Origin of the sequence: Aurantimonas endophytica (assembly GCF_014196845.1) — a bacterium.
Lineage (GTDB): Bacteria > Pseudomonadota > Alphaproteobacteria > Rhizobiales > Rhizobiaceae > Aurantimonas > Aurantimonas endophytica.
The window spans coordinates 707807-727102 of sequence record NZ_JACIEM010000001.1; the positions used below are offsets into that span (position 1 = coordinate 707807).

Consider the following 19296-nt stretch of genomic DNA (forward strand, 5'->3'; position numbering starts at 1 on the left):
ATTCACCCCACGTGACACGAAAGACCCTTCTCGCGGCCGCCGCAGGCCTCGCATTCGCCCTGCCTGCCGCGGCCCAGACCGCCCAGTCTCGGTTCGACGCCGAAGCGACGCAGGAAATCGAATCGATCGTCCACCAATATCTGGTCGAGCACCCGGAAGTGCTGCTGGAGGCGCTCGACTCGCTGGAGGCCAAACGCGCGACGGAGCAGATGGCGTCGCAGAAGACCGCGATCGAGGAGCACGGCGCCGAACTCTTTGCCTCACCCGAAGGAACGGTCCTCGGCAATCCCGAGGGCGACGTCACCCTAGTCGAGTTCTTCGACTACAATTGCGGCTACTGCAAACAGGCTCAGGCGGACATGGACGCCCTTCTGGCGGCGGATCCCAACATCCGCTTCGTACTCAAGGAAATCCCTGTTCTCGGCCCGCAGTCGCTGGCGGCGTCGCGGGTAAGCCTCGCCGTCCGGGAAGTGGCGCCGGATCGCTACGCCGAGTTCCACCGCACGCTGCTGGGATCGCGCGGCGTTGCCGACGAGGCTGTCGCGCTCGGAGTGGCCGAGGATCTCGGCATAGAGACTGCCGCCTTGCGTGCCGCCATGGACTCCCCCGCCGTCGCCGAAGCCCTCGCCGAATCGAACGAACTCGCCGAAGGGTTGGCGATCAACGGCACGCCGACTTACGTCGTTGCTGACGGTATCCTGGCCGGTGCGGTCGGCAAGGATGCGCTCGCCGCCGGGATTGCCAATGTCCGCGAATGCGGAAGCACCGCCTGCTGACGCCCGACCCGGCAAACCCGCAGCTGGCGCTTTCCCCAGCGCCGCTATGGCTCTATAGGACAGGCAAGCGCGTCCGCGACGCGCGGCCGATCCGCAACCGAACGAGGGTCGATGACCTCGACGATCTACATCCTCAACGGACCGAACCTCAACACGCTCGGCCGGCGCGAACCTGCGATCTATGGCTCGGCCACGCTCGCCGATGTCGAGCGTCGCTGCATCGAGGTCGGCAAAGCTGCCGGGTTCGAGATCGTCTTCCGGCAGTCCAACCACGAGGGTGAACTCGTCGACTGGATCCAGCAGGCCCGCGAGGAAGCGGTGGCGATCATCATCAATGCCGCGGCCTACACCCACACGTCCCTCGCCATCCACGACGCGCTTCGTTATTTCGACAAGCCGATCGTGGAAGTGCACATCTCCAATATTCATGCGCGCGAAGAGATCCGGCACAAGAGCCTCATCGCGCCGATCGCGCTGGGCATGATCGTCGGGTTCGGGCCGGTTGGCTACGAACTCGCGATCGCCGCCCTCAAGTCGCGCCTCACCTAGAGCATCGGGTCCGAGCGGCCGAAGGAAAAAGATGTCCAGAGAAGATCACAATCTCGACCCCGCGCTGGTGCGCGAGCTGGCGACCATCCTCAACGACACCGATCTGACGGAGATCGAGATCGAGCGCGGGTCGGTACGGGTGCGCGTGTCGCGCCAGAAGGACTATCCGCAGCCGATGCATTACATGCAGGGTCCGGCGCCGACACAGGCGGCTCCCGCCCCCGTTCCCCTGCCAGGGCCGGCAGCGCCCGCCGGTCCGGAGGTCGGCACCGTCCCCTCGCCGATGGTCGGCACGGTCTATCTCGCCTCCGCACCGGGAGCCAAGAACTTCATCGAGGTCGGGCAGCAGGTCGCCGAAGGCGAGACGCTGCTGATCATCGAGGCGATGAAGACCATGAACCAGATCCCGGCGCCGCGTGCCGGCCGGATCACCCGCATCTGCGTCGAGAATGCCCAACCCGTGGAATACGGCGAAGCGCTCGTCGTGATCGCTTGAGGAACCGGGCATGTTCAAGAAGGTCCTGATCGCCAACCGCGGCGAGATCGCGCTGCGGGTCCTGAGGGCCTGCAAGGAACTCGGCATACCCACCGTGGCGGTCCACTCCACCGCCGACAACACAGCGATGCACGTGCGCCTGGCCGACGAGAGCGTGTGCATCGGCCCGCCGCCATCGCGCGACAGCTATCTCAACATTCCCTCGATCGTGGCGGCCTGCGAAATTTCCGGCGCCGATGCGGTGCATCCCGGCTACGGCTTCCTGTCGGAGAATGCCCGCTTTGCGGACATTCTCGACGCCCACAACATCACCTTCATCGGCCCGACCGCGGAGCACATCCGGATCATGGGCGACAAGATCGAGGCCAAGCGCACGGCGATGCGTCTCGGCATCCCGGTCGTGCCGGGCTCGCCCGGTGCCGTGACCAACGACGACGAGGCGCTGCGGATCGCCGACGAGATCGGCTTCCCGGTACTCGTCAAGGCATCAGCCGGCGGCGGTGGCCGCGGCATGAAGGTCGCCCGTTCTCGCGAGGATCTCTCGGTGGCGCTGTCGACCGCCCGTACCGAAGCAGGCGCCGCTTTCGGCGACGACGCCGTCTATATCGAGAAATATCTCGAGAAGCCGCGGCATATCGAGGTGCAGGTCTTCGGCGACGGCAAGGGCAACGCGATCCATCTCGGCGAACGCGACTGCTCCCTGCAGCGCCGCCACCAGAAGGTCTGGGAAGAGGCCAACTCGCCGGCCCTGACCGAAGAGCAGCGCGCCTCGATCGGCGGGATCTGCGCCGATGCGATCGCCAAGCTCGGCTATCGCGGCGCCGGCACGATCGAATTTCTGTACGAGAACGGCGAGTTCTTCTTCATCGAGATGAACACCCGGCTCCAGGTCGAGCATCCGGTGACGGAAGCCATCACCGGCCTCGATCTCGTTCATGAGCAGATCCGCGTCGCCGCCGGCCAGGGCCTGTCGATCACGCAGTCGGAGATCGTCTTTTCCGGTCACGCCATCGAGTGTCGGATCAATGCCGAGGATCCGAAGACCTTCGCCCCGTCGCCGGGCACGATCACCCACTACCACACGCCGGGTGGCCTCGGCGTTCGCGTCGATTCGGGCGTCTATCAGGGCTATGCGATCCCGCCCTTCTACGACAGCCTGATCGGCAAGCTGATCGTGCATGGCCGCAACCGGGCGGAGTGCATGATGCGCCTGCGCCGGGCGCTCGACGAAATCGTCGTCGACGGGGTCAAGACGACGCTGCCGCTGTTCCGCGATCTCGTCGACAATCCCGACATCGGTACCGGCGACTACGACATCCACTGGCTGGAGAACTATCTGGCCGCAGGCGGAGCCGGGTAATCATGGTTCGGCGGGGTGGGCAGCGGTTCGAGATCACGCCGGCCATCCTCCTGAAAGCCTATGCGTGCGGCATCTTCCCGATGGCCGAAAGCGCCGACGATCCGCGCATCTTCTGGATCGACCCGACGGAGCGCGGCATCCTGCCGCTCGAGCAGTTCCATCTGTCGCGCAGCCTGCGCAAGACGATCCGCCGGCAGCCGTTCGATATCCGGGTCGACACGGCGTTGGCCGCCGTGGTCGATGCCTGCGCCGAGCCCGCGCCCGGGCGAACCCAGACATGGATCAACAGCCAGATCCGCTCGCTGTATCTGGCTCTTTATCGGGAAGGCTTTGCGCACTCCGTCGAGGCCTGGGAGGGCGACCATCTGGTCGGCGGACTCTACGGCGTGTCGCTGGGCGCGGCGTTCTTCGGGGAAAGCATGTTCTCGCGCCGCACCGACGCCTCGAAGGTCACGCTTGCGTATCTCTGCGACCGGCTGAAGCGCGGCGGCTACCAGCTGCTCGACACACAGTTCCTGACCGAACACCTTGCGAGCTTCGGGGCGATCGAGATTCCCCGGGACGACTATCAGCTATTGCTCGAGGATGCCGTCGCCGCCGACGCGACGTTTCACCCTTCCGGCGCGGGAACCGCCGAATCGGTCTTACAGTCCTTCAGCCAGACGTCGTAGACCGGGTGCTCCACGGCATTGAGACCCGGGGAATCGGCGAACATCCAGCCGGAGAAGATCTGCCGGATCTCGCGGTCGAGCGTGATCTCGTCCACCTCGATGAACGCATCGGTCCGGGTCGCCTCGCCTTCGGCGCTGGTGTAGCAGACCTTCGGCGTCACCTGCAGCGAGCCGAACTGCACCGTCTCGTCGATATAGACGTCGAAGCTGGTGATCCGGCCGGTGATCTTGTCGAGCCCAGAGAACACCGCGACGGGGTTCTCGACGCGCTGCTGCGCGCCGACAGGGGCGCATGCCATGGCCATCAGCGCGGCGAGGATCGAGGTCGATAGGCGGCGGTTCATCAGATGACCTTCAGTCGGCACGGGCCGGTGAGGCCTGCGTCAAGGGCGTGCCACGCAATTGCGGCGGAGGCTGGGACGGACAGTCCGAAGGCGTGGCCTCGAACCGGAACGAACCGCTGCCCTGCCCAAAAGGGTTCTGCGTCCATTCTGTAAAGCAGCCAGCCTAGTCAGGGCGTCCAGGCGTCGTAGTCGCCGGTGACCCGCGGACGATCCGCCGGGTTGAGCAGCGAGCCCTTTGGCCGATAGGCCTTGCCGGTGCCGGTGAAGTTCGGCAGATGCGGCTTCTCCCAGGCGTGTGGGCGATAGTCTTCGACGGTCGGCGGCGTGTCGACGCGGTGATGCATCCAGCCGTTCCAGCCGGGGGGGATCATCGAGGGCTCCGCCGGACCGTTGTAGATGACCCAGCGTTTCGAGCCGTCGGCATTCTCGTGGTAGACGTTGCCGAACTCGTCGGTGCCGACATTCCGGCCGAACCGCCAAGTGTAGAACCTCGTGCCGATCGTCTGACCGTTCCACCAGGTGAAGATCTGCAGCAGCCAGTCTTTCATGGCGATCCCAATCCGTCTCGATGCCGGGACCTTATGCTGCCCCGTCGGTGAAATGTCCATCGCCGGGCGCGTTGCCTCAGCCGAGCGGCTTCTCGTAGATCGCCGCCGGAATGCCCGAATCCGCGGCGCCGCAATTTGCCGTCGAGCCGGTCTTTGTGAACCCCTTGGCGCGGTAGAAGGCAATCGCCGGTTCGTTCGCCTCCTCCACCTCGAGCCGCAACCGCTCCGCCTGCGGAAACGACTCCATGATCTCGGCGAGAAGCGCGCTGCCCAACCCGCTGCCCTGGCAGTCGGGGTGGACGTAGAGCTGGTGCAGCACGACCGTCTTGCCGTCGGCTCCGGCAGCCGCGGCGAATGCCATGCCGCCGATCCGCTCGCCGTCGTCGCCGACGACGAACTCGGCGTTCAGCCTGCCGAGGCGCGGCTTGAGCACGTCCACAGAGTGCCACGAGCCGGTGATCTCCGCCACGCGCTCGGCGCCATAGATGCCGTCATAGGTGGCGTGCCAGGTCTCGCCGAGCAGCGCGCTTACGGCTTCCAGGTCGCGCAGGCCGGCGGTGCGGACGTAGAAGGTCATTCGACGCCGAGCTTCGCCTTGACCAGCGCGTTGACTGCGCCCGGGCTTGCCTTGCCACCGGTCGCCTTCATCACCTGGCCGACGAACCAGCCCGCCAGCGACGGCTTCGCCTTCGCCTGCTCGACCTTGTCCGGGTTGGCGGCGATCACTTCATCCACCGCAGCCTCGATGGCGCCGGTGTCGGTGACCTGCCGCATTCCCCGCGCCTCGACGACTTCCCGTGGGTCGCCGCCTTCGGCCCAGACGATCTCGAACAGCTCCTTGGCGATCTTGCCGGAGATCACGTCCTCGCGGATGAGATCGAGTATCGCGCCGAGCTGATCCGCGGAGACGGGGCTCGCCTCGATCGACTTGCCGTCCTTGTTGAGCGCCCCGAGCAGGTCGTTGATCACCCAGTTCGCCGCCTGCTTGGCATCGCGGCCCTTGGCAACCTTCTCGAAGAAGTCCGCGATCGCCTTCTCGGAAACGAGGATTGAGGCGTCGTAGGGAGACAGGCCGGCATCGGCGATCAGCCGGTTTCGCTTGTCGTCCGGCAGTTCCGGCAGTTCCTTCAGCAGCGCGTCGATATAGGCCTGGTCGAATTCCAGCGGCAGAAGATCGGGATCGGGGAAGTAGCGATAGTCGTGGGCGTCTTCCTTGGTGCGCATCGCGCGCGTCTCGCCCTTCACCGGGTCGAACAGGCGCGTCTCCTGGTCGATCGTGCCGCCGTCCTCGATGATCGCGATCTGCCGACGTGCCTCCGATTCGATCGACTGGCCGACGAAGCGGATCGAATTGACGTTCTTGATCTCGCACCGCGTGCCAAAGGCACCGCCGGGACGGCGCACCGACACGTTGACGTCGGCGCGCATCGACCCTTCGTCCATATTGCCGTCGCAGGTGCCGAGATAGCGCAGGATGGTCCGCAGCTTGGTGAGGAAGGCCTTGGCCTCGTCGGCCGAGCGCATGTCCGGCTTGGAGACGATCTCCATCAGCGCGACGCCGGAGCGGTTGAGATCCACGAAGGACATGGTCGGATGCTGATCGTGCAGCGACTTGCCGGCGTCCTGTTCGAGATGCAGCCGCTCGATCCCGACCTCGATCGTCTCGAACTCGCCCTTGGAATCGGGGCCGACCGCAACGGACACGATCCCTTCCCCTACGATCGGATCCTTGTACTGCGAGATCTGGTAGCCCTGCGGCAGGTCCGGATAGAAGTAGTTCTTGCGGTCGAACAGCGAGCGGTGCCGGATCTCGGCCTTCAGGCCGAGGCCGGTGCGGATCGCCTGGCGCACGCATTCCTCGTTGATAACCGGCAGCATGCCGGGCATCGCCGCATCGACGAGGCTGACATGGTCGTTCGGCGCGCCACCGAAGCTCGTCGAGGCGCCGGAGAAGAGCTTGGACTCCGACAGGACCTGGGCGTGCACCTCCATGCCGACGATGATCTCCCAATCCCCGGTGGCACCGGAAATGAAGTTCTTGGGTTCGGGCGTACGGGTATCGACGAGGGTCATGAGCTTGGTCCGGAAACCTATGAAATTGGCTTGCCGTTTGGCTAGAGCAAAGCCTCGGGGGGTTCAAGCGGCCGACGGTCTCCTCGCTGCCCCAACGGCGGCCGGTTCAGGCGACGCTGTCATAGGAGATGCTGCCACTGTCCATCAGGCCCTTGAGCGTCGTCAGGGCATTGGAGAGCGTCTCGCGTTCGCGAACGGCGGAAAGGCCGATCCTGACACAGTGACGCGCCCGATCATTTCTGACGCTTTGATACTCGTCCTCGCCATCGATGCGGATCCCGTGGTTGCGTGCCGCAAGCAGGAAGGCCGGCGAAGTCCAGGGCGACGGCAGTTGCAGCCACCGATAGGGAACCGGCGCGAGCTCCTCGGCCGTGCCCAGGCCGAAGATCAGGTCGAACGTGGCGATCCGCGCCTGGATTTCCGCCGTCACCTTCTGTCGCACCTGTTCGGCCTCACCCGACAGGACCAGCCTTGCCGCGACTTCCATGTTCAGGAAGGGCCGCCCCCCGGTGAGCTGGTTGTGGGCGACGGTGACGCGAACCGCCTGGCCGCGCGGACAGACCGCCCAGCCGGCGCGCAATCCCGCCGCCACGCTCTTCGACAGCCCGCCGAGGAAGAAGGTCCGCTCCGGTGCAAGCGACACGATGGGGGCAAGGTCGCTCGGCGTGATCTTGCCGTAGACATTGTCCTCTATGATGAGAAGATTGTGCCGCCGGGCGATCGATACAATCTCTTCCCGGCGCTTCGACGACATGACGCGCCCGGTCGGATTGTTGACTGCCGGCATCAGAAAGATCATCCGCGGATGTTGTCGGGCGGCGCAGCGATCAAGTTCATCCGGCAGCATCCCCTCCTCGTCCATGCCGACCGTCAACGGCAGGCGGCCGATCATCGTCGCGGCGCGCGCCACCGCGGCATAGGACAATGCTTCGAAGACGATCCGATCGCCCGGATGAGTCATGGCCGCGATGATGCCCTGAATGGCCGCGTTGACGCCGAGGGTCGGAACGACGTGGCTCGGATCCGGCGACCACCCGCCCGTCGCCAGCCATTCGGCGCCGGCCTTCGGCCAGCTCGCAGGAACGCCGCGCACGTAGTCGAGCACGCGGCCCGGCGAGTCCGTCATGACGGCCGAGAACGTCTTCGAGACGATCTCGCTCTGCCCGATGTCAGCCGCAGAGGTTGAATCGAGCTTGGCATCGCTCGTCTCCTGGCCCGGCCGAGGATCAACGACGGCGTCGCGGGCTGCCACGGCAGCTCCCGCCTTTTCCGTGATCCCGTCGATCCGGCGGACATAGGTCCCGCGACCGACTTCGCCGGTTGTCAGGCCTCGCTCTCGGGCGATCTTGTAAGCTCGTCCGATCGTGCCGACGGTGACCTTCAGGTCGAAGGCGAGGTCCCGCTGGGGCGGCAGCTTCGCGCCCGGTTCGAGGTGGCCATCGACGATAGCCCGGTCGATGGCGTCGGCGAGCCGCAGATAGAACGGCAGATCGGCGTCTTCCGCGATCTTCAGCTGCAATGTCACCCTGACACCTTCCTTTGTCACCCTCACTTCATTTGCATTGTACCCGTTCCCGTCATGGGTTCAAGTAGATCAACGGTCACAATACAGAGATTGGATGGTTGCCATGTCAGGGCATTATTCGAAGATCGCTCAGAACGCGGATCGCTCCCCTTGGCGGAAAGATCGGCCTCGCACGTCTGCCGAACTGCTGGAAGCGGTCGGCCGCAAGATCCGCGAGGCAAGGGCTTCGCTCGCTTTCCGCCTGCGCGCTCTATCGGGGCGCGCCAGGATGCGGCGCGACCTTCTCGATCTGGACGATTTCCAGTTGAAGGATCTGGGGCTGACGCGGGACGAGGCGCTCAGAGCCGCCGAGCGCATAGAATGGCGCTGCGACTGGAAGTGAGCGCTCGCCATCCGGCCGGCAGCTCGACAACCTCAGGAGGGACGACGACCCAAGGAGCGGCAGTCGATAAGCCGTCCCGTCTCAATTAGTGCTGACGAGAACCGGTGCCGCTCCACGGGAGCGGCACCGCTCGCGCGTCTTCACCACCACTTGGCCGGCTCGAACCGGCCGGCCGCCTGCTCGATGACCGAACCGAGCGAGAACAGCGTTTCCTCGTCGAAAGGCCGGCCGATCAGCTGCAGCCCGAGCGGCAGCCCCTCCTCCGTCAGCCCGGCCGGCACCGCGATGCCGGGCAGGCCCGCCATGTTCACGGTGACGGTGAAGATGTCGTTCAGGTACATCTTGACCGGGTCGGACGCCATGTCCTGGTCGGCGATGCCGAAGGCCGCCGAGGGCGTCGCCGGCGTCAGCAGCGCGTCGATGCCGTCCGCATAGACCGTCTCGAAGTCGCGCTTGATCAGCGTCCGGACCTTCTGGGCCCGCAGGTAGTAGGCGTCGTAATAGCCGGCCGAGAGGACGTAGGTGCCGATCATGATGCGGCGCTTGACCTCGCGGCCGAAGCCCTCGGCCCGCGTCCGCTCGTACATCTCCGTCAGGTCCTTGCCGGGCACCCGCAGGCCGTAGCGCACGCCGTCGTAGCGCGCGAGGTTGGACGAGGCTTCGGCCGGGGCGACGATGTAGTAGGCCGGCAGCGCGTATTTCGTGTGCGGCAGCGATACGTCGACGATCTCGGCGCCGGCGTCTTTCAGCCAGGCGATGCCCTGCTGCCAGAGCGCCTCGATCTCGCCGGGCATGCCGTCGACCCGGTACTCCTTCGGCACGCCGATCCGCAGCCCCTTCACCGAGCGGCCGATGGCGGCTTCGTAGTCCGGCACCGGCCGATCGACCGAGGTCGTATCCTTGGCGTCGACCGAGGCCATCGAGCGCAGCATGATGGCCGCGTCGCGGACGTCGCGAGCGATCGGGCCCGCCTGGTCGAGGGAGGAGGCAAAGGCGACGATTCCCCAGCGCGAGCAGCGCCCGTAGGTCGGCTTGATGCCGACCGTGCCGGTGAAGGCGGCCGGCTGGCGGATCGACCCGCCGGTGTCCGTGGCCGTGGCGCCTGCCGCGAGATGCGCCGCGACGGCGGCCGCCGAGCCGCCCGAAGAACCACCAGGCACGAGGTCGAGATTGGAGCCCTTCCGGCGCCATGGGTTCTTCACCGGTCCGTAGCACGAACTCTCGTTGGACGAGCCCATGGCGAATTCGTCCATGTTAAGCTTGCCGAGCATGACCGCGCCGTCCGCCCAGAGATTGGCCGTCACGGTGGATTCGTAGCGTGGCTCGAAGCCTTCGAGGATCCTGCTGCAGGCCTGCGTGTGGACGCCTTCCGTGGCGTAGAGATCCTTGACGCCGAGCGGGATGCCTTCGAGAGCGCCTGCCTCGCCTTTCGCCAGACGAGCGTCGGACTGCGCCGCCATCGCCATCGCCTTCTCGGGCGTCGGCATCACGTAGGCGTTGAGCTGACCGTTGGCGGCCTCGATAGCCGAGACATAGGCCTGGGTGAGTTCGGTCGCGGAGAACGCTTTCGCCTTCAGCTCGTCGCGTGCCTCGGCGATGGTCAGGGAGGTCAGATCGGTCATCGGGGCAGCATCATCTCGTAAAAGCGACTGTATTCTGAATCGGGATAGTCGAGGACGACCCCGCAGCGGGTAAAGCCGGCACGCTCGTAAAGCGCCCAGGCGGGCTCGAACCCCTCCGTGCCGCCGGTCTCCAGGACGAGTCGTTCGAGCTTCTGGCGCCCTGCCTCCGCCTCGATCGCCTGCAGCAGACGCCAGCCGATCCCCGTTCCGCGTGCCGCGGGGATCGAGAACATCCGCTTGACCTCGCCGAGCGAGGCATCGTGGCGGCGCAGCGCGCCCATTCCAACGACGGTCCGGGTGTCGTCACGGGCGACGAAGACGGTCGTGTCATCCCCCGCCATCTGTTCCGCCGTCATCTGGAATTGAAACTCCGGCGGCGACAGCGGTTCGAGATGGGCATTGAGATCGGCAACCAGCGCCCGGATTGCGTCCTGCAAGGGCGTCTCGACGGCGATGGTCACGGCCATGCGGCGCTACTCCACCACCTTCGGCACGACGAAGAAGTGATCCTCGCTCGCCGGCGCATTGGCGACGATGTCGTCCGCCTTGCCGCCGTCGGTCACCATGTCCTGGCGCTTCTTCATCGCCATCGGGGTTACCGACGTCATCGGCTCCACCCCCTCGACATCGACCTCGCCGAGCTGTTCGACGAAGCCGAGAATGGCGTTGAGTTCGCCCTCCATGGCCGTCACATCCTCGTCGGTGACGGCGATGCGGGCCAGGCGGGCGACCCGGCGGACGGTGGCTGTATCGACGGACATGGCGCCCCTTGCGAACTGTCTGATGATGTCGCGCGAGCTATAGCGACGCGGCCGGGGCGAGGCAACGCCGGCTGCGGACGCTATCACCGCAGCTGCCGTCAGACCTCGAAGGGAACGCCGATCGTCGGGTTACGCACCTTGCCGGCATCGCCTTCCATCGCCTCGACGAACTTGTCGGGACTGGCGTCGAGCGGCGGAAACGTCCCCCAGTGGATCGGGATGATCGTGTCGAAGTTGAAATAGCGGCGGCAGGCGAGCGCGGCGACGGCCGCCCCCATGGTGAAGCGGTCGCCGACAGGCACCATGGCGATCTTCGGAGCATGCAGTTCCTCGATCAGCGCCATGTCGGAGAAGATGTCCGTGTCGCCCATGTGGTAGACGGTCGGCGCGTCATTGAAGTGGAAGACCAGGCCGTTCGGCATGCCGAGATAGGTGACGTTGCCATCCTCCTCGATATTTCCGGACGAGTGGAAGGCCTGCGTCAGGGTGACGGTGAAGTCGTCGAAGCTGACGGTGCCGCCGGTATTCATCGGCTCGACAGCTTCGACGCCCTTGGCGTTCAGCCAGCTCGCCAGTTCGAAGGTCGCCACCACCTTGCAGCCGTGCCGCCGGGCGATGTCGACCGTGTCGCCGACGTGATCGGCGTGGCCGTGGCTGAGGACGATGTGGGTGACCCCGCGGGCCGCTTCCTCGACCGAGCTCTTGAAATGCGGATTACCGGTGAGAAAGGGGTCGATCAGGATGACGGCAGACCCCGCCTCGATCCGGAAGGCGGAATGGCCGAAATAGGTGATCTTCATGGGGGTGCTCCCTGCGGCTGGTCGAGGCGGGCGCCCTGTCCGAGCCGCCGCTGCGCGTGCTAAGTGCGCGCCAGGGGCCTGGCGTCAAGGCGAACGGGCCCGTTCTGGCGTCTTCGCCGACCAGACGGAGACAGTGCGTCCCATGCCGGTACTGACGCTCGATGAATTCGCCGCCACCGTGCCGTCCGGCCGGACGATCGCGGGATTCGACCTCGGCACCAAGACAATTGGCCTCGCCATCTCCGACCTGGGCCAGCGGTTTGCCACTCCGCGCAAGGTGATCGCGCGTACGAAGTTCACCGCCGACGTCGCCGCGCTGCAGGTGGCTCTCGCGGCCGACCGCGTCGCCGGCATCGTCATCGGTCTGCCGCTCAACATGGATGGGTCGGAAGGCCCCCGCGCGCAATCGACGCGGGCCTTCGTGCGCAACTATGTCCGGCTGGACGAACGGCCCCTGATGTTCTGGGACGAGCGCCTGTCGACCGTGGCGGCCGAGCGCGGCCTGTTGGAGGCGGACGTATCGCGCGCCAAGCGGGCGACGCGAATCGACTCAGCTGCGGCGGCATTCATCCTGCAGGGCGCGCTGGACCGCCTTACGCTCTTGAGGTCCTAGGCGACTGGCTCCGCCGACCGGCGCTGACGCCACCAGTCCGCGATGCGGCGGCGGCGGCGGAACGCGATGATCGCGCCGAGGATCAGACTGTCGACCAGGAGTGCCTTGGCGATCATCGGCGGGATCGCCACGGGGTCGATGCCGAGCATCTCGCCGTAGACGCCGAACACGTGATCATGCAGCGCTCGTGAGAAGACCAGGTCGCTGGCGTCGTTGAGCGAGAGGAAATACCAGCTCCAGAAGATCGCGAGCGGTGCCAGCCAGAGAACGAGGAGGGTGCGCATCAGCCTTTGTCGCTTTCGCTGGAGTGACGCTGTTCGCGCCGCGCCAGCGCATCGCGCCGCGCGGCTTCGATCGCCCGCATGGCGGCTTCGAATTCCCGGTCCCCCGTGTCGTCAGGGGCGACCAGATGATCGAACAACAGCGCGCCGAAGCTCAGCGCCAGAGCAAACAGGAAGCCGGGGCCATCGCCGAACAGGCTGGCAAGCGGCGAGCCGGAGACCGAGGCGGCCACATAGAGGCCGAATATCGCGGTCAGCAGGCTTGCCGCGACCGTCTCCGCCGGTCCAGCCGGCCCTCCCGACTCGGCATGCAGCCAGGCTATGGTCGCACCCAGTCCGACCACAAGAGCGGCGAGAATGGCCGCGAAGGCGGCGGCATCCGGCGTAGCCAGCCCGAGAGGAAGCGGCAAAGCTGCGGTAATCGTTCCGGCAGCGCCGCCCGAACCCTCAGCCAGGAGACCTGCCTCGCGCAGCAGGAGCGCGGAGCTGACCGCGCCGAAGCCCGCCCAGGCGCTGAGTGCGAGGGTGGACGGCATGCGCTGCATGGGACCCTCCTGCCGACATGGTTACCGATCCGTTAACGACAGTCTCGTCGCCAGTCGGCCAGGCCGCAATCGAAACCCTTCGTTAACCTTAACGGCCACTTCGCGTGGTGAGATATCTGCAGGGTCGTTGACGCCGCTGCGTCGGAAAAGTTCCCCGATCGCCGCTCAGCGGATCGGCGGGAACAGATCGTCGATCAGGGCGCGGGAATCGTGCCGGAGATCAAGCATGCCGTAGGTGTGACGGAAGACCCCGCCAAGTCGCGTCTCGGCAAAGGCTTCGGCAGCTCGGCCCAGGCCCAGCCGGCGCATCGCCGCGGTGGCGGCCGCCAGCGCCATCTGCTCCGCCAGCAACCGGCAGGCACCCTCGTCCGACGCCGCCATGGCCATGGCTGCCCTGAGCACGCCTGGCGTCTGGCCCGCCGTCTCCCCCATATCCGCATCGATCGTCGCGATGACCGCCTCGAAGGCGGCGGGATCGCGCCGCAGGATCCTTGCCAGATCGAGCGCGATGACGTTGCCGGAGCCTTCCCAGATGGCGTTCACCGGTGCCTCGCGATAGGCCCGGGCGAGCCGCCCGTCCTCGACATAGCCGTTGCCGCCGAGGCACTCCATCGCCTCGTAGGTCAGGGCCGGCGCCATCTTGCAGATCCAGTATTTGGCGACCGGGGTCATGACCCGCGCATAGGCGACATCGGCTTCATTCCGTGCCGCCGCCCCGTCGAACGCCTCGGCGAGGCGGAACGCCAGCACCGATGCGGCAGCGACATCGAGCGCCATGTCCGCGAGCACGCGGGTCATTTGCGGCTGGTCGATGAGCACCTTGCCGAACACGCTGCGCTCGCGGCAGTGATGGACCGCTTCGCTGAGCGCGCCGCGCATCAGCCCGGCCGAGGCCAACGCGCAGTCGAGGCGGGTCAAGGTCACCATCTCGATGATCGTCCGGACGCCGGCGCCCTCCGCCCCGAGCCGGGTCGCGTCGGCATCGACGAACTCGACTTCCGAGGAGGCGTTGGAGCGGTTGCCGAGCTTGTCCTTCAGGCGCTGGAAGTGCAGCCCGTTGAGCGATCCGTCGTCCCGCCGTCGCGGCATCAGGAAGCAGGTCGGCCCCTCCCCGGTCTGCGCCAGGACCAGGAAGCCGTCCGACATCGGCGCGGAGGTGAACCATTTGTGGCCGGTTATGCGGTAGTGGCCGTCGCCGTCCGCCACTGCCGTCGTGGTGTTCGAGCGCACGTCCGTGCCGCCCTGCTTCTCGGTCATGCCCATGCCGAGCGTCACGCCCGCCTTGCTCAGCGGCGGCTTCACGCCCGGATCGTACTTCCGGGTCGCGATCACCGGCATCCAGGCGGCGCGCACCGCCGGCGTGGCGGCTATGGCGGCGACGGAGGCGCTGGTCATCGTCACCGGGCAGAGGTGGCCGCATTCCACCCCGGCAGTCATGTAGAAGCGGGCGGCGCGGGCACGATGGCGGCAGCCCTCCTCCTCTTCGGGTCCGCTCCAGACCGAGGCGTGCAGCCCGTCGGCGATCGAGCGGCGCATCAGCGCATGGTAGGCGGGGTGATAGTCGACGAGTTCAAGACGCCGGCCCTTCTCGTCGAATCGCCGCAGCTTCGGAATCTCGGTGTTGGCGAGCCGCGCCAGATCGTGCGCCTCGAAGGAGCCGCAAAAGCGGCCGTGTTGTGCCAGCGACTGGCGCGTCGGCTCCGCAAGGTCCGCCGTCAGCAGTTGCAGCAGCGGGTCGCTCCGATAGGCATTAAAGCCGGGATAGTCCGACGACTGGTTGAATACCTTGTGGGTCTGGAATTCCGTCTCGGCCACGCGCTCTTCCCTTCGGATGTAACAGCGCGATCCTTGCCGCTAATCCCGCAATTGCCTATAGGCGTCGTTCTGATGAACGCGCCAGACACCCCCCCGATCTTCCCGCACCGCCACCTTCTCGGCATGGCCAATCTGTTGCCCCACGAGATCGACCAGTTGCTCGATCTTGCCGAGTTGGAGGTGGAGGTGAGCCGGCGGCAGGACAAGAAGAAGAGTGTCCTCAAGGGGCGCACGCAGATCAACCTTTTCTTCGAGGCTTCGACCCGCACCCAGGCCTCGTTCGAGCTCGCCGGCAAGCGTCTCGGCGCCGACGTCATGAACATGTCGGTCGCCAATTCTTCGGTGAAGAAGGGCGAGACCCTGCTCGACACGGCGATGACGCTCAACGCCATGCGCCCGGACGTGCTGATCGTGCGCCACCATGCCGCCGGTGCCGTGGCGCTGCTGGCGCAAAAGGTTGGTTGCTCGGTCATCAATGCCGGCGATGGCGCGCATGAACACCCGACCCAGGCCCTGCTCGACGCGCTGACGATCCGCCGCCACAAGGGCAGGATCGCGCGCCTGACGGTGGCGATCTGCGGCGACGTGCTGCACAGCCGCGTCGCCCGCTCGAACATCCTTCTGCTCAACGCGCTCGGCGCCAGCGTCCGCGTCGTCGCACCGTCGACGCTGCTGCCGGCCGGCATCGAGCAGATGGGGGTCACGGTGTTTCGCGACATGCGCGAAGGGCTGAAGGACGCCGACGTGGTGATGATGCTGCGACTGCAGCGCGAGCGCATGGCCGGTTCCTTCGTGCCCTCGGTGCGCGAGTATTTCCATTATTTCGGCCTCGATGCCGAGAAGCTCGCCTTCGCCCGACCGGACGCTCTGGTGATGCATCCGGGCCCGATGAACCGCGGCGTCGAGATCTCCTCCGAGGTTGCCGACGGGCCGCAGAGCGTCATTGAGGAGCAGGTCGAGATGGGCGTCGCCGTCCGTATGGCGGTGATCCAGGCGCTGCTGCCGGGCCTTGGGAGCAACGCATGACGCGCCCGCTCGTCATCGAGGGCATCCGCATCGTCGATCCCGACCGTGGCATCGATGCCTCCGGCACGATCGTCGTCCTCGACGGCATGATCGCGGCGGCCGGCGCCGAGGCGCTCAATCAGGGGCATCCCGAGGGAGCGGAAGTCGTCGACGGGCGGCGGCTCACCGCCCTGCCCGGTCTGATCGATGCGCGCGTCTTTATCGGCGAGCCCGGCGGCGAGCACCGCGAGACGATCCGCTCGGCGAGCCGCGCCGCCGCCGCCGGCGGCGTCACCTCGATCCTGACCATGCCGGACACCGATCCCGTGGTCGACCACGTCGCGCTCGCAGAATTCGTCATGCGCACGGCGCGCGAGACCGCCGACATCAACGTCTTTCCCGCCGCGGCGCTGACGCGCGGCCTGCTCGGCCAGGAGATGACCGAGATCGGGCTTCTCGGCGCTGCCGGCGTCCGGGCCTTCACGGAAGGGCGCAAGACCATCGCCAACCCCGCGCTGCTGCGCCGGATCATGACCTATGCGCGCGATTTCGACGCGCTCGTCATGCACGAGACGCAGGATGCCGACCTCACCGGCGCGGGCGTGATGACCGAGGGGCTGCTCGCCTCCTGGCTCGGACTGCCCGGCGTGCCGCGCGAAGCCGAGGTGATCCCGCTGGAGCGCGATCTGCGCCTCGCCGAACTCACCGGCTGCCGCTACCACGCCGCAAAAATCTCGGTCGCATCCTCGGCCGATGCGATCCGGCGCGCCAAGCAGCGCGGCCTTGCCATCACCGCCGGCGTCTCGATCAACCATCTGGCGCTGAACGAGAACGACATCGGCGAGTATCGCACCTATTTCCGCCTGTCGCCGCCGCTGCGCTGCGAGGACGACCGCGTCGCCATGGTCGAGGCGGTCGCCGACGGGACCGTCGACATCATCGTCTCCTCGCACGACCCGCATGACGAGGACGGCAAGCGCCATCCCTTCGCCGAGGCCGAGGTCGGCGCGATCGGGCTGGAGACACTCTTCGCCGCGGCGCTGCGCCTGCACCATGACGGGTCACTGCCGCTCATGCGGGTGGTCGAGACGCTGACGGCAGCGCCGGCCCGGCTGCTCAAGCTCGATCGCGGGACGCTGCGGCCCGGTCGTCCGGCCGACATCGCGATCGTCGATCTCGATGCGCCGTTCATCTACGGCAAGGCCGACATCCGCTCGCAGTCGAAGAATACCGCGTTCGAGAATGCCCGCTTCCAGGGCCGGGTCTTGCGGACGATCGTCGCCGGCCGCACAGTCTTCGACGCGACAGGCGGGGACTGAGCGTTGGGGAGCGGGGAACAGATGTGGCTGATCGCGCTGGCGTGCCTCGCCGGCGGTTACCTTTCCGGCTCGATACCGTTCGGCTTGGTCTTCGCCCGGCTGTTCGGCCTCGGCGATTTGCGCAAGATCGGCTCGGGCAATATCGGCGCGACCAACGCGCTGCGCACCGGCAACAAGGCGATGGCAGCGCTGACGCTGGCCGGCGATGTCCTCAAGGGCACCGTCCCCGTGCTCGTCGCCTCGCGCTGGGGCAACGAGGCGGCCGCCATTGCAGGGCTGGGCGCCTTTCTCGGCCATATCTTCCCGGTCTGGCTCGGCTTCAAGGGCGGCAAGGGTGTCGCCACCTATCTCGGCATACTGCTCGGCATGGCACCGATCGGCGTTCTCGTCTTCGCCGCCGTCTGGCTGTCGGTCGCCGCGATCTGGCGCTACTCCTCGCTCGCCGCGCTTGCCGCGACGCTGGTCGTGCCGCTCGCCTGCCTCCTCCTCGGCTACAACGCCGCAGCGGTACTCACCGCCGTCCTGACGCTCATCGTCTATCTGAAGCATCACGCCAACATCCGTCGGCTGCTGGCCGGCACGGAGGGCAAGATCGGGGCCAAGGGATGAGCGGGGATGCGGCCTCGCGGCGCGGCGTCCGGTTGCCGGACGAGACGCGCCTGGCATGGCTGCAATTGATCCGCAGCGAGAATGTCGGCCCTGTTACCTTCCGCACCCTGATCAACCGCTTCGGCGGCGCCGAAGCCGCCCTGGCGGCTCTCCCCGACCTTGCCGCGCGCGGCGGCCGGCGCGTCCGCGTCGCGAGCCGCGGCGCAGCCGAAGAGGAACTCGCACGGGCGACGCGGCTCGGCGCACGCTTCGTATGCCTCGGCGAACCCGACTATCCAGCGCTGCTGCGATCATTCGATCAGGCCCCGCCGGTGCTGGCCGTCATGGGCGACCTGGAGACCGCCCAGCTTCCTGCGGTGGCGATGGTCGGCGCCCGCAACGCCTCGCTCTCCGGCATCAAGCTGACCCGTACGCTGGCATCCGAACTCGGGGCAGCCGGCTACGCGGTGGTGTCGGGCCTTGCCCGCGGCATCGACGCGGCTGCCCACGAGGCAGCGCTCGATACCGGCACGATCGGCGTCTTCGCCGGCGGCCTCGACAAGCCCTATCCGAGCGAGCACCGCCCCCTGATGCGGCGGATCGTCGACGGTGGCGGCTGCCTCGTCTCCGAGATGCCGTTCGGGTGGGAGCCGCGCGCCATCGATTTTCCGCGTCGCAACCGGCTGGTCGCCGGCCTCTGTCTCGGTCTGGTCGTGGTCGAGGCGGCGATGCGGTCAGGCTCGCTGATCAGCGCCCGCCTCGCCGCCGAGATGGGCCGGCTGGTCTTCGCCGTTCCCGGATCGCCGCTCGACCCCCGGGCCGCCGGAACCAACCGGCTGCTGAAGGATGGCGCCACGCTGGTCACGGAGGCGGCCGATATCATCGCCGCTCTGCGGCCACTCGACGAACGCATGCGAAGCGATGACGTGGCTCTTGAGGAGCCGGGCGGTCATGAACCGCCGGACGAGCCGGCGCAGGGCGAGCGCGAGCGGATCGTCGAGACCCTCGGGCCCACGCCCATCGCCGTTGACGACATCATTGCCCATACTGGCGCTCGGCCCGGCGCCGTCCAGCTGGTGCTGCTCGAACTCGACCTGGCAGGGCGCCTCGAACGTCACGCCGACGGAAAGGTCTCGCTACTGCTTTGATCGTTTGCTGCGAGCAGCGAGCTGTCGCTCTGCCTCCAGCCGCGCCATATCCATGAGATATCCGAGGACCGAACC

Annotated in this window: 23 protein-coding genes; 11 read left to right on the forward strand and 12 right to left on the reverse strand. The window is 66.9% G+C overall.

Going from position 1 to position 19296, the window contains the following annotated elements:
• Window positions 1-11: 11 nt before the first annotated feature.
• The 5 genes from GGR03_RS03540 to aat all read left to right on the forward strand — a co-directional run bounded on the left by GGR03_RS03540 (window position 12) and on the right by aat (window position 3852).
• Window positions 12-776 carry a DsbA family protein gene (locus tag GGR03_RS03540; protein ID WP_252920100.1) on the forward strand — a complete coding sequence of 255 codons (765 nt, stop codon included), beginning with the start codon at window positions 12-14 and terminating at the stop codon, window positions 774-776.
• Between the two features lie 111 nt (window positions 777-887).
• Window positions 888-1325, forward strand: a complete 438-nt coding sequence (aroQ, locus tag GGR03_RS03545) for a type II 3-dehydroquinate dehydratase (RefSeq protein ID WP_183206163.1) — start codon at window positions 888-890, stop codon at window positions 1323-1325.
• Between the two features lie 31 nt (window positions 1326-1356).
• Window positions 1357-1821 (forward strand): acetyl-CoA carboxylase biotin carboxyl carrier protein, encoded by a 465-nt coding sequence (accB, locus tag GGR03_RS03550; protein ID WP_183206164.1) that lies wholly within the window; start codon window positions 1357-1359, stop codon window positions 1819-1821.
• Between the two features lie 10 nt (window positions 1822-1831).
• Window positions 1832-3181, forward strand: a complete 1350-nt coding sequence (gene accC, locus GGR03_RS03555) for an acetyl-CoA carboxylase biotin carboxylase subunit (RefSeq protein WP_183206165.1) — start codon at window positions 1832-1834, stop codon at window positions 3179-3181.
• 2 nt (window positions 3182-3183) lie between these two features.
• Window positions 3184-3852 (forward strand): leucyl/phenylalanyl-tRNA--protein transferase, encoded by a 669-nt coding sequence (aat, locus tag GGR03_RS03560; protein ID WP_183206166.1) that lies wholly within the window; start codon window positions 3184-3186, stop codon window positions 3850-3852.
• Here aat and GGR03_RS03565 read toward each other — a convergent pair.
• The 5 genes from GGR03_RS03565 to GGR03_RS03585 form a co-directional block, all read right to left on the reverse strand.
• Window positions 3792-4196 (reverse strand): DUF2155 domain-containing protein, encoded by a 405-nt coding sequence (locus GGR03_RS03565; protein ID WP_183206167.1) that lies wholly within the window; start codon window positions 4194-4196, stop codon window positions 3792-3794. The two genes, aat and GGR03_RS03565, sit on opposite strands and share 61 nt — an antisense overlap.
• 167 nt (window positions 4197-4363) lie before the next feature.
• Complete coding sequence (locus GGR03_RS03570) at window positions 4364-4744, reverse strand: NADH:ubiquinone oxidoreductase subunit NDUFA12 (RefSeq protein WP_163045485.1); 381 nt, start codon at window positions 4742-4744, stop codon at window positions 4364-4366.
• 76 nt (window positions 4745-4820) lie between these two features.
• Complete coding sequence (locus tag GGR03_RS03575) at window positions 4821-5321, reverse strand: GNAT family N-acetyltransferase (RefSeq protein WP_183206168.1); 501 nt, start codon at window positions 5319-5321, stop codon at window positions 4821-4823.
• Complete coding sequence (gatB, locus tag GGR03_RS03580; protein ID WP_183206169.1) at window positions 5318-6817, reverse strand: Asp-tRNA(Asn)/Glu-tRNA(Gln) amidotransferase subunit GatB; 1500 nt, start codon at window positions 6815-6817, stop codon at window positions 5318-5320. The genes GGR03_RS03575 and gatB overlap by 4 nt, the downstream gene beginning before the upstream one ends.
• Before the next feature lie 106 nt (window positions 6818-6923).
• The gene (locus tag GGR03_RS03585; protein ID WP_183206170.1) at window positions 6924-8342 is read right to left on the reverse strand and encodes an aminotransferase class I/II-fold pyridoxal phosphate-dependent enzyme; all 1419 of its coding nucleotides are present in this window, start codon (window positions 8340-8342) and stop codon (window positions 6924-6926) included.
• Between the two features lie 103 nt (window positions 8343-8445).
• Between GGR03_RS03585 and GGR03_RS03590 the strand changes: the two genes are divergently transcribed.
• The gene (locus GGR03_RS03590) at window positions 8446-8724 is read left to right on the forward strand and encodes a YjiS-like domain-containing protein (protein ID WP_246367572.1); all 279 of its coding nucleotides are present in this window, start codon (window positions 8446-8448) and stop codon (window positions 8722-8724) included.
• 140 nt (window positions 8725-8864) lie between these two features.
• Here the strand turns inward: GGR03_RS03590 and gatA are convergent, their stop codons facing one another.
• The 4 genes from gatA to GGR03_RS03610 form a co-directional block, all read right to left on the reverse strand.
• The gene (gene gatA / locus GGR03_RS03595) at window positions 8865-10346 is read right to left on the reverse strand and encodes an Asp-tRNA(Asn)/Glu-tRNA(Gln) amidotransferase subunit GatA (RefSeq protein ID WP_183206171.1); all 1482 of its coding nucleotides are present in this window, start codon (window positions 10344-10346) and stop codon (window positions 8865-8867) included.
• Window positions 10343-10813 carry a GNAT family N-acetyltransferase gene (locus GGR03_RS03600; RefSeq protein WP_183206172.1) on the reverse strand — a complete coding sequence of 157 codons (471 nt, stop codon included), beginning with the start codon at window positions 10811-10813 and terminating at the stop codon, window positions 10343-10345. The genes gatA and GGR03_RS03600 overlap by 4 nt, the downstream gene beginning before the upstream one ends.
• Before the next feature lie 6 nt (window positions 10814-10819).
• On the reverse strand, window positions 10820-11107 hold the full coding sequence (gene gatC / locus GGR03_RS03605; RefSeq protein ID WP_183206173.1) for an Asp-tRNA(Asn)/Glu-tRNA(Gln) amidotransferase subunit GatC: 288 nt from the start codon (window positions 11105-11107) through the stop codon (window positions 10820-10822).
• 98 nt (window positions 11108-11205) lie between these two features.
• Entirely contained in the window at window positions 11206-11907 is a 702-nt protein-coding gene (locus tag GGR03_RS03610; protein WP_183206174.1) for a metal-dependent hydrolase, read from the reverse strand.
• 142 nt (window positions 11908-12049) lie between these two features.
• Between GGR03_RS03610 and ruvX the strand changes: the two genes are divergently transcribed.
• Complete coding sequence (ruvX, locus tag GGR03_RS03615; RefSeq protein WP_183206175.1) at window positions 12050-12520, forward strand: Holliday junction resolvase RuvX; 471 nt, start codon at window positions 12050-12052, stop codon at window positions 12518-12520.
• Here ruvX and GGR03_RS03620 read toward each other — a convergent pair.
• From GGR03_RS03620 to GGR03_RS03630, 3 genes are all read right to left on the reverse strand, one after another.
• Window positions 12517-12804, reverse strand: coding sequence for a DUF6105 family protein (locus tag GGR03_RS03620; RefSeq protein ID WP_183206176.1), 288 nt, complete (start codon window positions 12802-12804; stop codon window positions 12517-12519). The two genes, ruvX and GGR03_RS03620, sit on opposite strands and share 4 nt — an antisense overlap.
• Window positions 12804-13346 carry a hypothetical protein gene (locus tag GGR03_RS03625; protein ID WP_183206177.1) on the reverse strand — a complete coding sequence of 181 codons (543 nt, stop codon included), beginning with the start codon at window positions 13344-13346 and terminating at the stop codon, window positions 12804-12806. Before GGR03_RS03625 ends, GGR03_RS03620 begins: the two co-directional genes overlap by 1 nt.
• Before the next feature lie 165 nt (window positions 13347-13511).
• A complete protein-coding gene (locus GGR03_RS03630) occupies window positions 13512-15161 on the reverse strand; it encodes an acyl-CoA dehydrogenase family protein (RefSeq protein ID WP_183206178.1) in 1650 nt (549 codons plus the stop codon).
• A gap of 72 nt (window positions 15162-15233) precedes the next feature.
• On the opposite strand from GGR03_RS03630, the gene GGR03_RS03635 reads away from it, so the two are divergent.
• Genes GGR03_RS03635 through dprA form a run of 4 tightly spaced genes read left to right on the forward strand, consistent with a single transcriptional unit; the run spans window position 15234 to window position 19221 of the window.
• The gene (locus GGR03_RS03635) at window positions 15234-16187 is read left to right on the forward strand and encodes an aspartate carbamoyltransferase catalytic subunit (protein WP_183206179.1); all 954 of its coding nucleotides are present in this window, start codon (window positions 15234-15236) and stop codon (window positions 16185-16187) included.
• The gene (locus GGR03_RS03640; protein ID WP_183206180.1) at window positions 16184-17485 is read left to right on the forward strand and encodes a dihydroorotase; all 1302 of its coding nucleotides are present in this window, start codon (window positions 16184-16186) and stop codon (window positions 17483-17485) included. The genes GGR03_RS03635 and GGR03_RS03640 overlap by 4 nt, the downstream gene beginning before the upstream one ends.
• A gap of 21 nt (window positions 17486-17506) precedes the next feature.
• Window positions 17507-18094, forward strand: coding sequence for a glycerol-3-phosphate 1-O-acyltransferase PlsY (plsY, locus tag GGR03_RS03645; RefSeq protein ID WP_183206181.1), 588 nt, complete (start codon window positions 17507-17509; stop codon window positions 18092-18094).
• Window positions 18091-19221 carry a DNA-processing protein DprA gene (gene dprA, locus GGR03_RS03650; RefSeq protein ID WP_183206182.1) on the forward strand — a complete coding sequence of 377 codons (1131 nt, stop codon included), beginning with the start codon at window positions 18091-18093 and terminating at the stop codon, window positions 19219-19221. Before plsY ends, dprA begins: the two co-directional genes overlap by 4 nt.
• Window positions 19222-19296: the final 75 nt, after the last annotated feature.

Coding starts and splice junctions, on each gene's coding strand:
- aroQ (WP_183206163.1), top strand. CDS start 888: ATGACCTCGACGATCTACATCCTCAACGGACCGAACCTCAACACGCTC.
- GGR03_RS03640 (WP_183206180.1), top strand. CDS start 16,184: ATGACGCGCCCGCTCGTCATCGAGGGCATCCGCATCGTCGATCCCGAC.
- GGR03_RS03565 (WP_183206167.1), bottom strand. CDS start 4,196: ATGAACCGCCGCCTATCGACCTCGATCCTCGCCGCGCTGATGGCCATG.
- accB (WP_183206164.1), top strand. CDS start 1,357: ATGTCCAGAGAAGATCACAATCTCGACCCCGCGCTGGTGCGCGAGCTG.
- accC (WP_183206165.1), top strand. CDS start 1,832: ATGTTCAAGAAGGTCCTGATCGCCAACCGCGGCGAGATCGCGCTGCGG.
- GGR03_RS03570 (WP_163045485.1), bottom strand. CDS start 4,744: ATGAAAGACTGGCTGCTGCAGATCTTCACCTGGTGGAACGGTCAGACG.
- GGR03_RS03620 (WP_183206176.1), bottom strand. CDS start 12,804: ATGCGCACCCTCCTCGTTCTCTGGCTGGCACCGCTCGCGATCTTCTGG.
- GGR03_RS03590 (WP_246367572.1), top strand. CDS start 8,446: ATGTCAGGGCATTATTCGAAGATCGCTCAGAACGCGGATCGCTCCCCT.
- GGR03_RS03575 (WP_183206168.1), bottom strand. CDS start 5,321: ATGACCTTCTACGTCCGCACCGCCGGCCTGCGCGACCTGGAAGCCGTA.
- GGR03_RS03600 (WP_183206172.1), bottom strand. CDS start 10,813: ATGGCCGTGACCATCGCCGTCGAGACGCCCTTGCAGGACGCAATCCGG.
- GGR03_RS03635 (WP_183206179.1), top strand. CDS start 15,234: ATGAACGCGCCAGACACCCCCCCGATCTTCCCGCACCGCCACCTTCTC.
- ruvX (WP_183206175.1), top strand. CDS start 12,050: ATGCCGGTACTGACGCTCGATGAATTCGCCGCCACCGTGCCGTCCGGC.
- GGR03_RS03610 (WP_183206174.1), bottom strand. CDS start 11,907: ATGAAGATCACCTATTTCGGCCATTCCGCCTTCCGGATCGAGGCGGGG.
- gatA (WP_183206171.1), bottom strand. CDS start 10,346: ATGACCGATCTGACCTCCCTGACCATCGCCGAGGCACGCGACGAGCTG.
- GGR03_RS03625 (WP_183206177.1), bottom strand. CDS start 13,346: ATGCAGCGCATGCCGTCCACCCTCGCACTCAGCGCCTGGGCGGGCTTC.
- aat (WP_183206166.1), top strand. CDS start 3,184: ATGGTTCGGCGGGGTGGGCAGCGGTTCGAGATCACGCCGGCCATCCTC.
- dprA (WP_183206182.1), top strand. CDS start 18,091: ATGAGCGGGGATGCGGCCTCGCGGCGCGGCGTCCGGTTGCCGGACGAG.
- gatB (WP_183206169.1), bottom strand. CDS start 6,817: ATGACCCTCGTCGATACCCGTACGCCCGAACCCAAGAACTTCATTTCC.
- plsY (WP_183206181.1), top strand. CDS start 17,507: ATGTGGCTGATCGCGCTGGCGTGCCTCGCCGGCGGTTACCTTTCCGGC.
- gatC (WP_183206173.1), bottom strand. CDS start 11,107: ATGTCCGTCGATACAGCCACCGTCCGCCGGGTCGCCCGCCTGGCCCGC.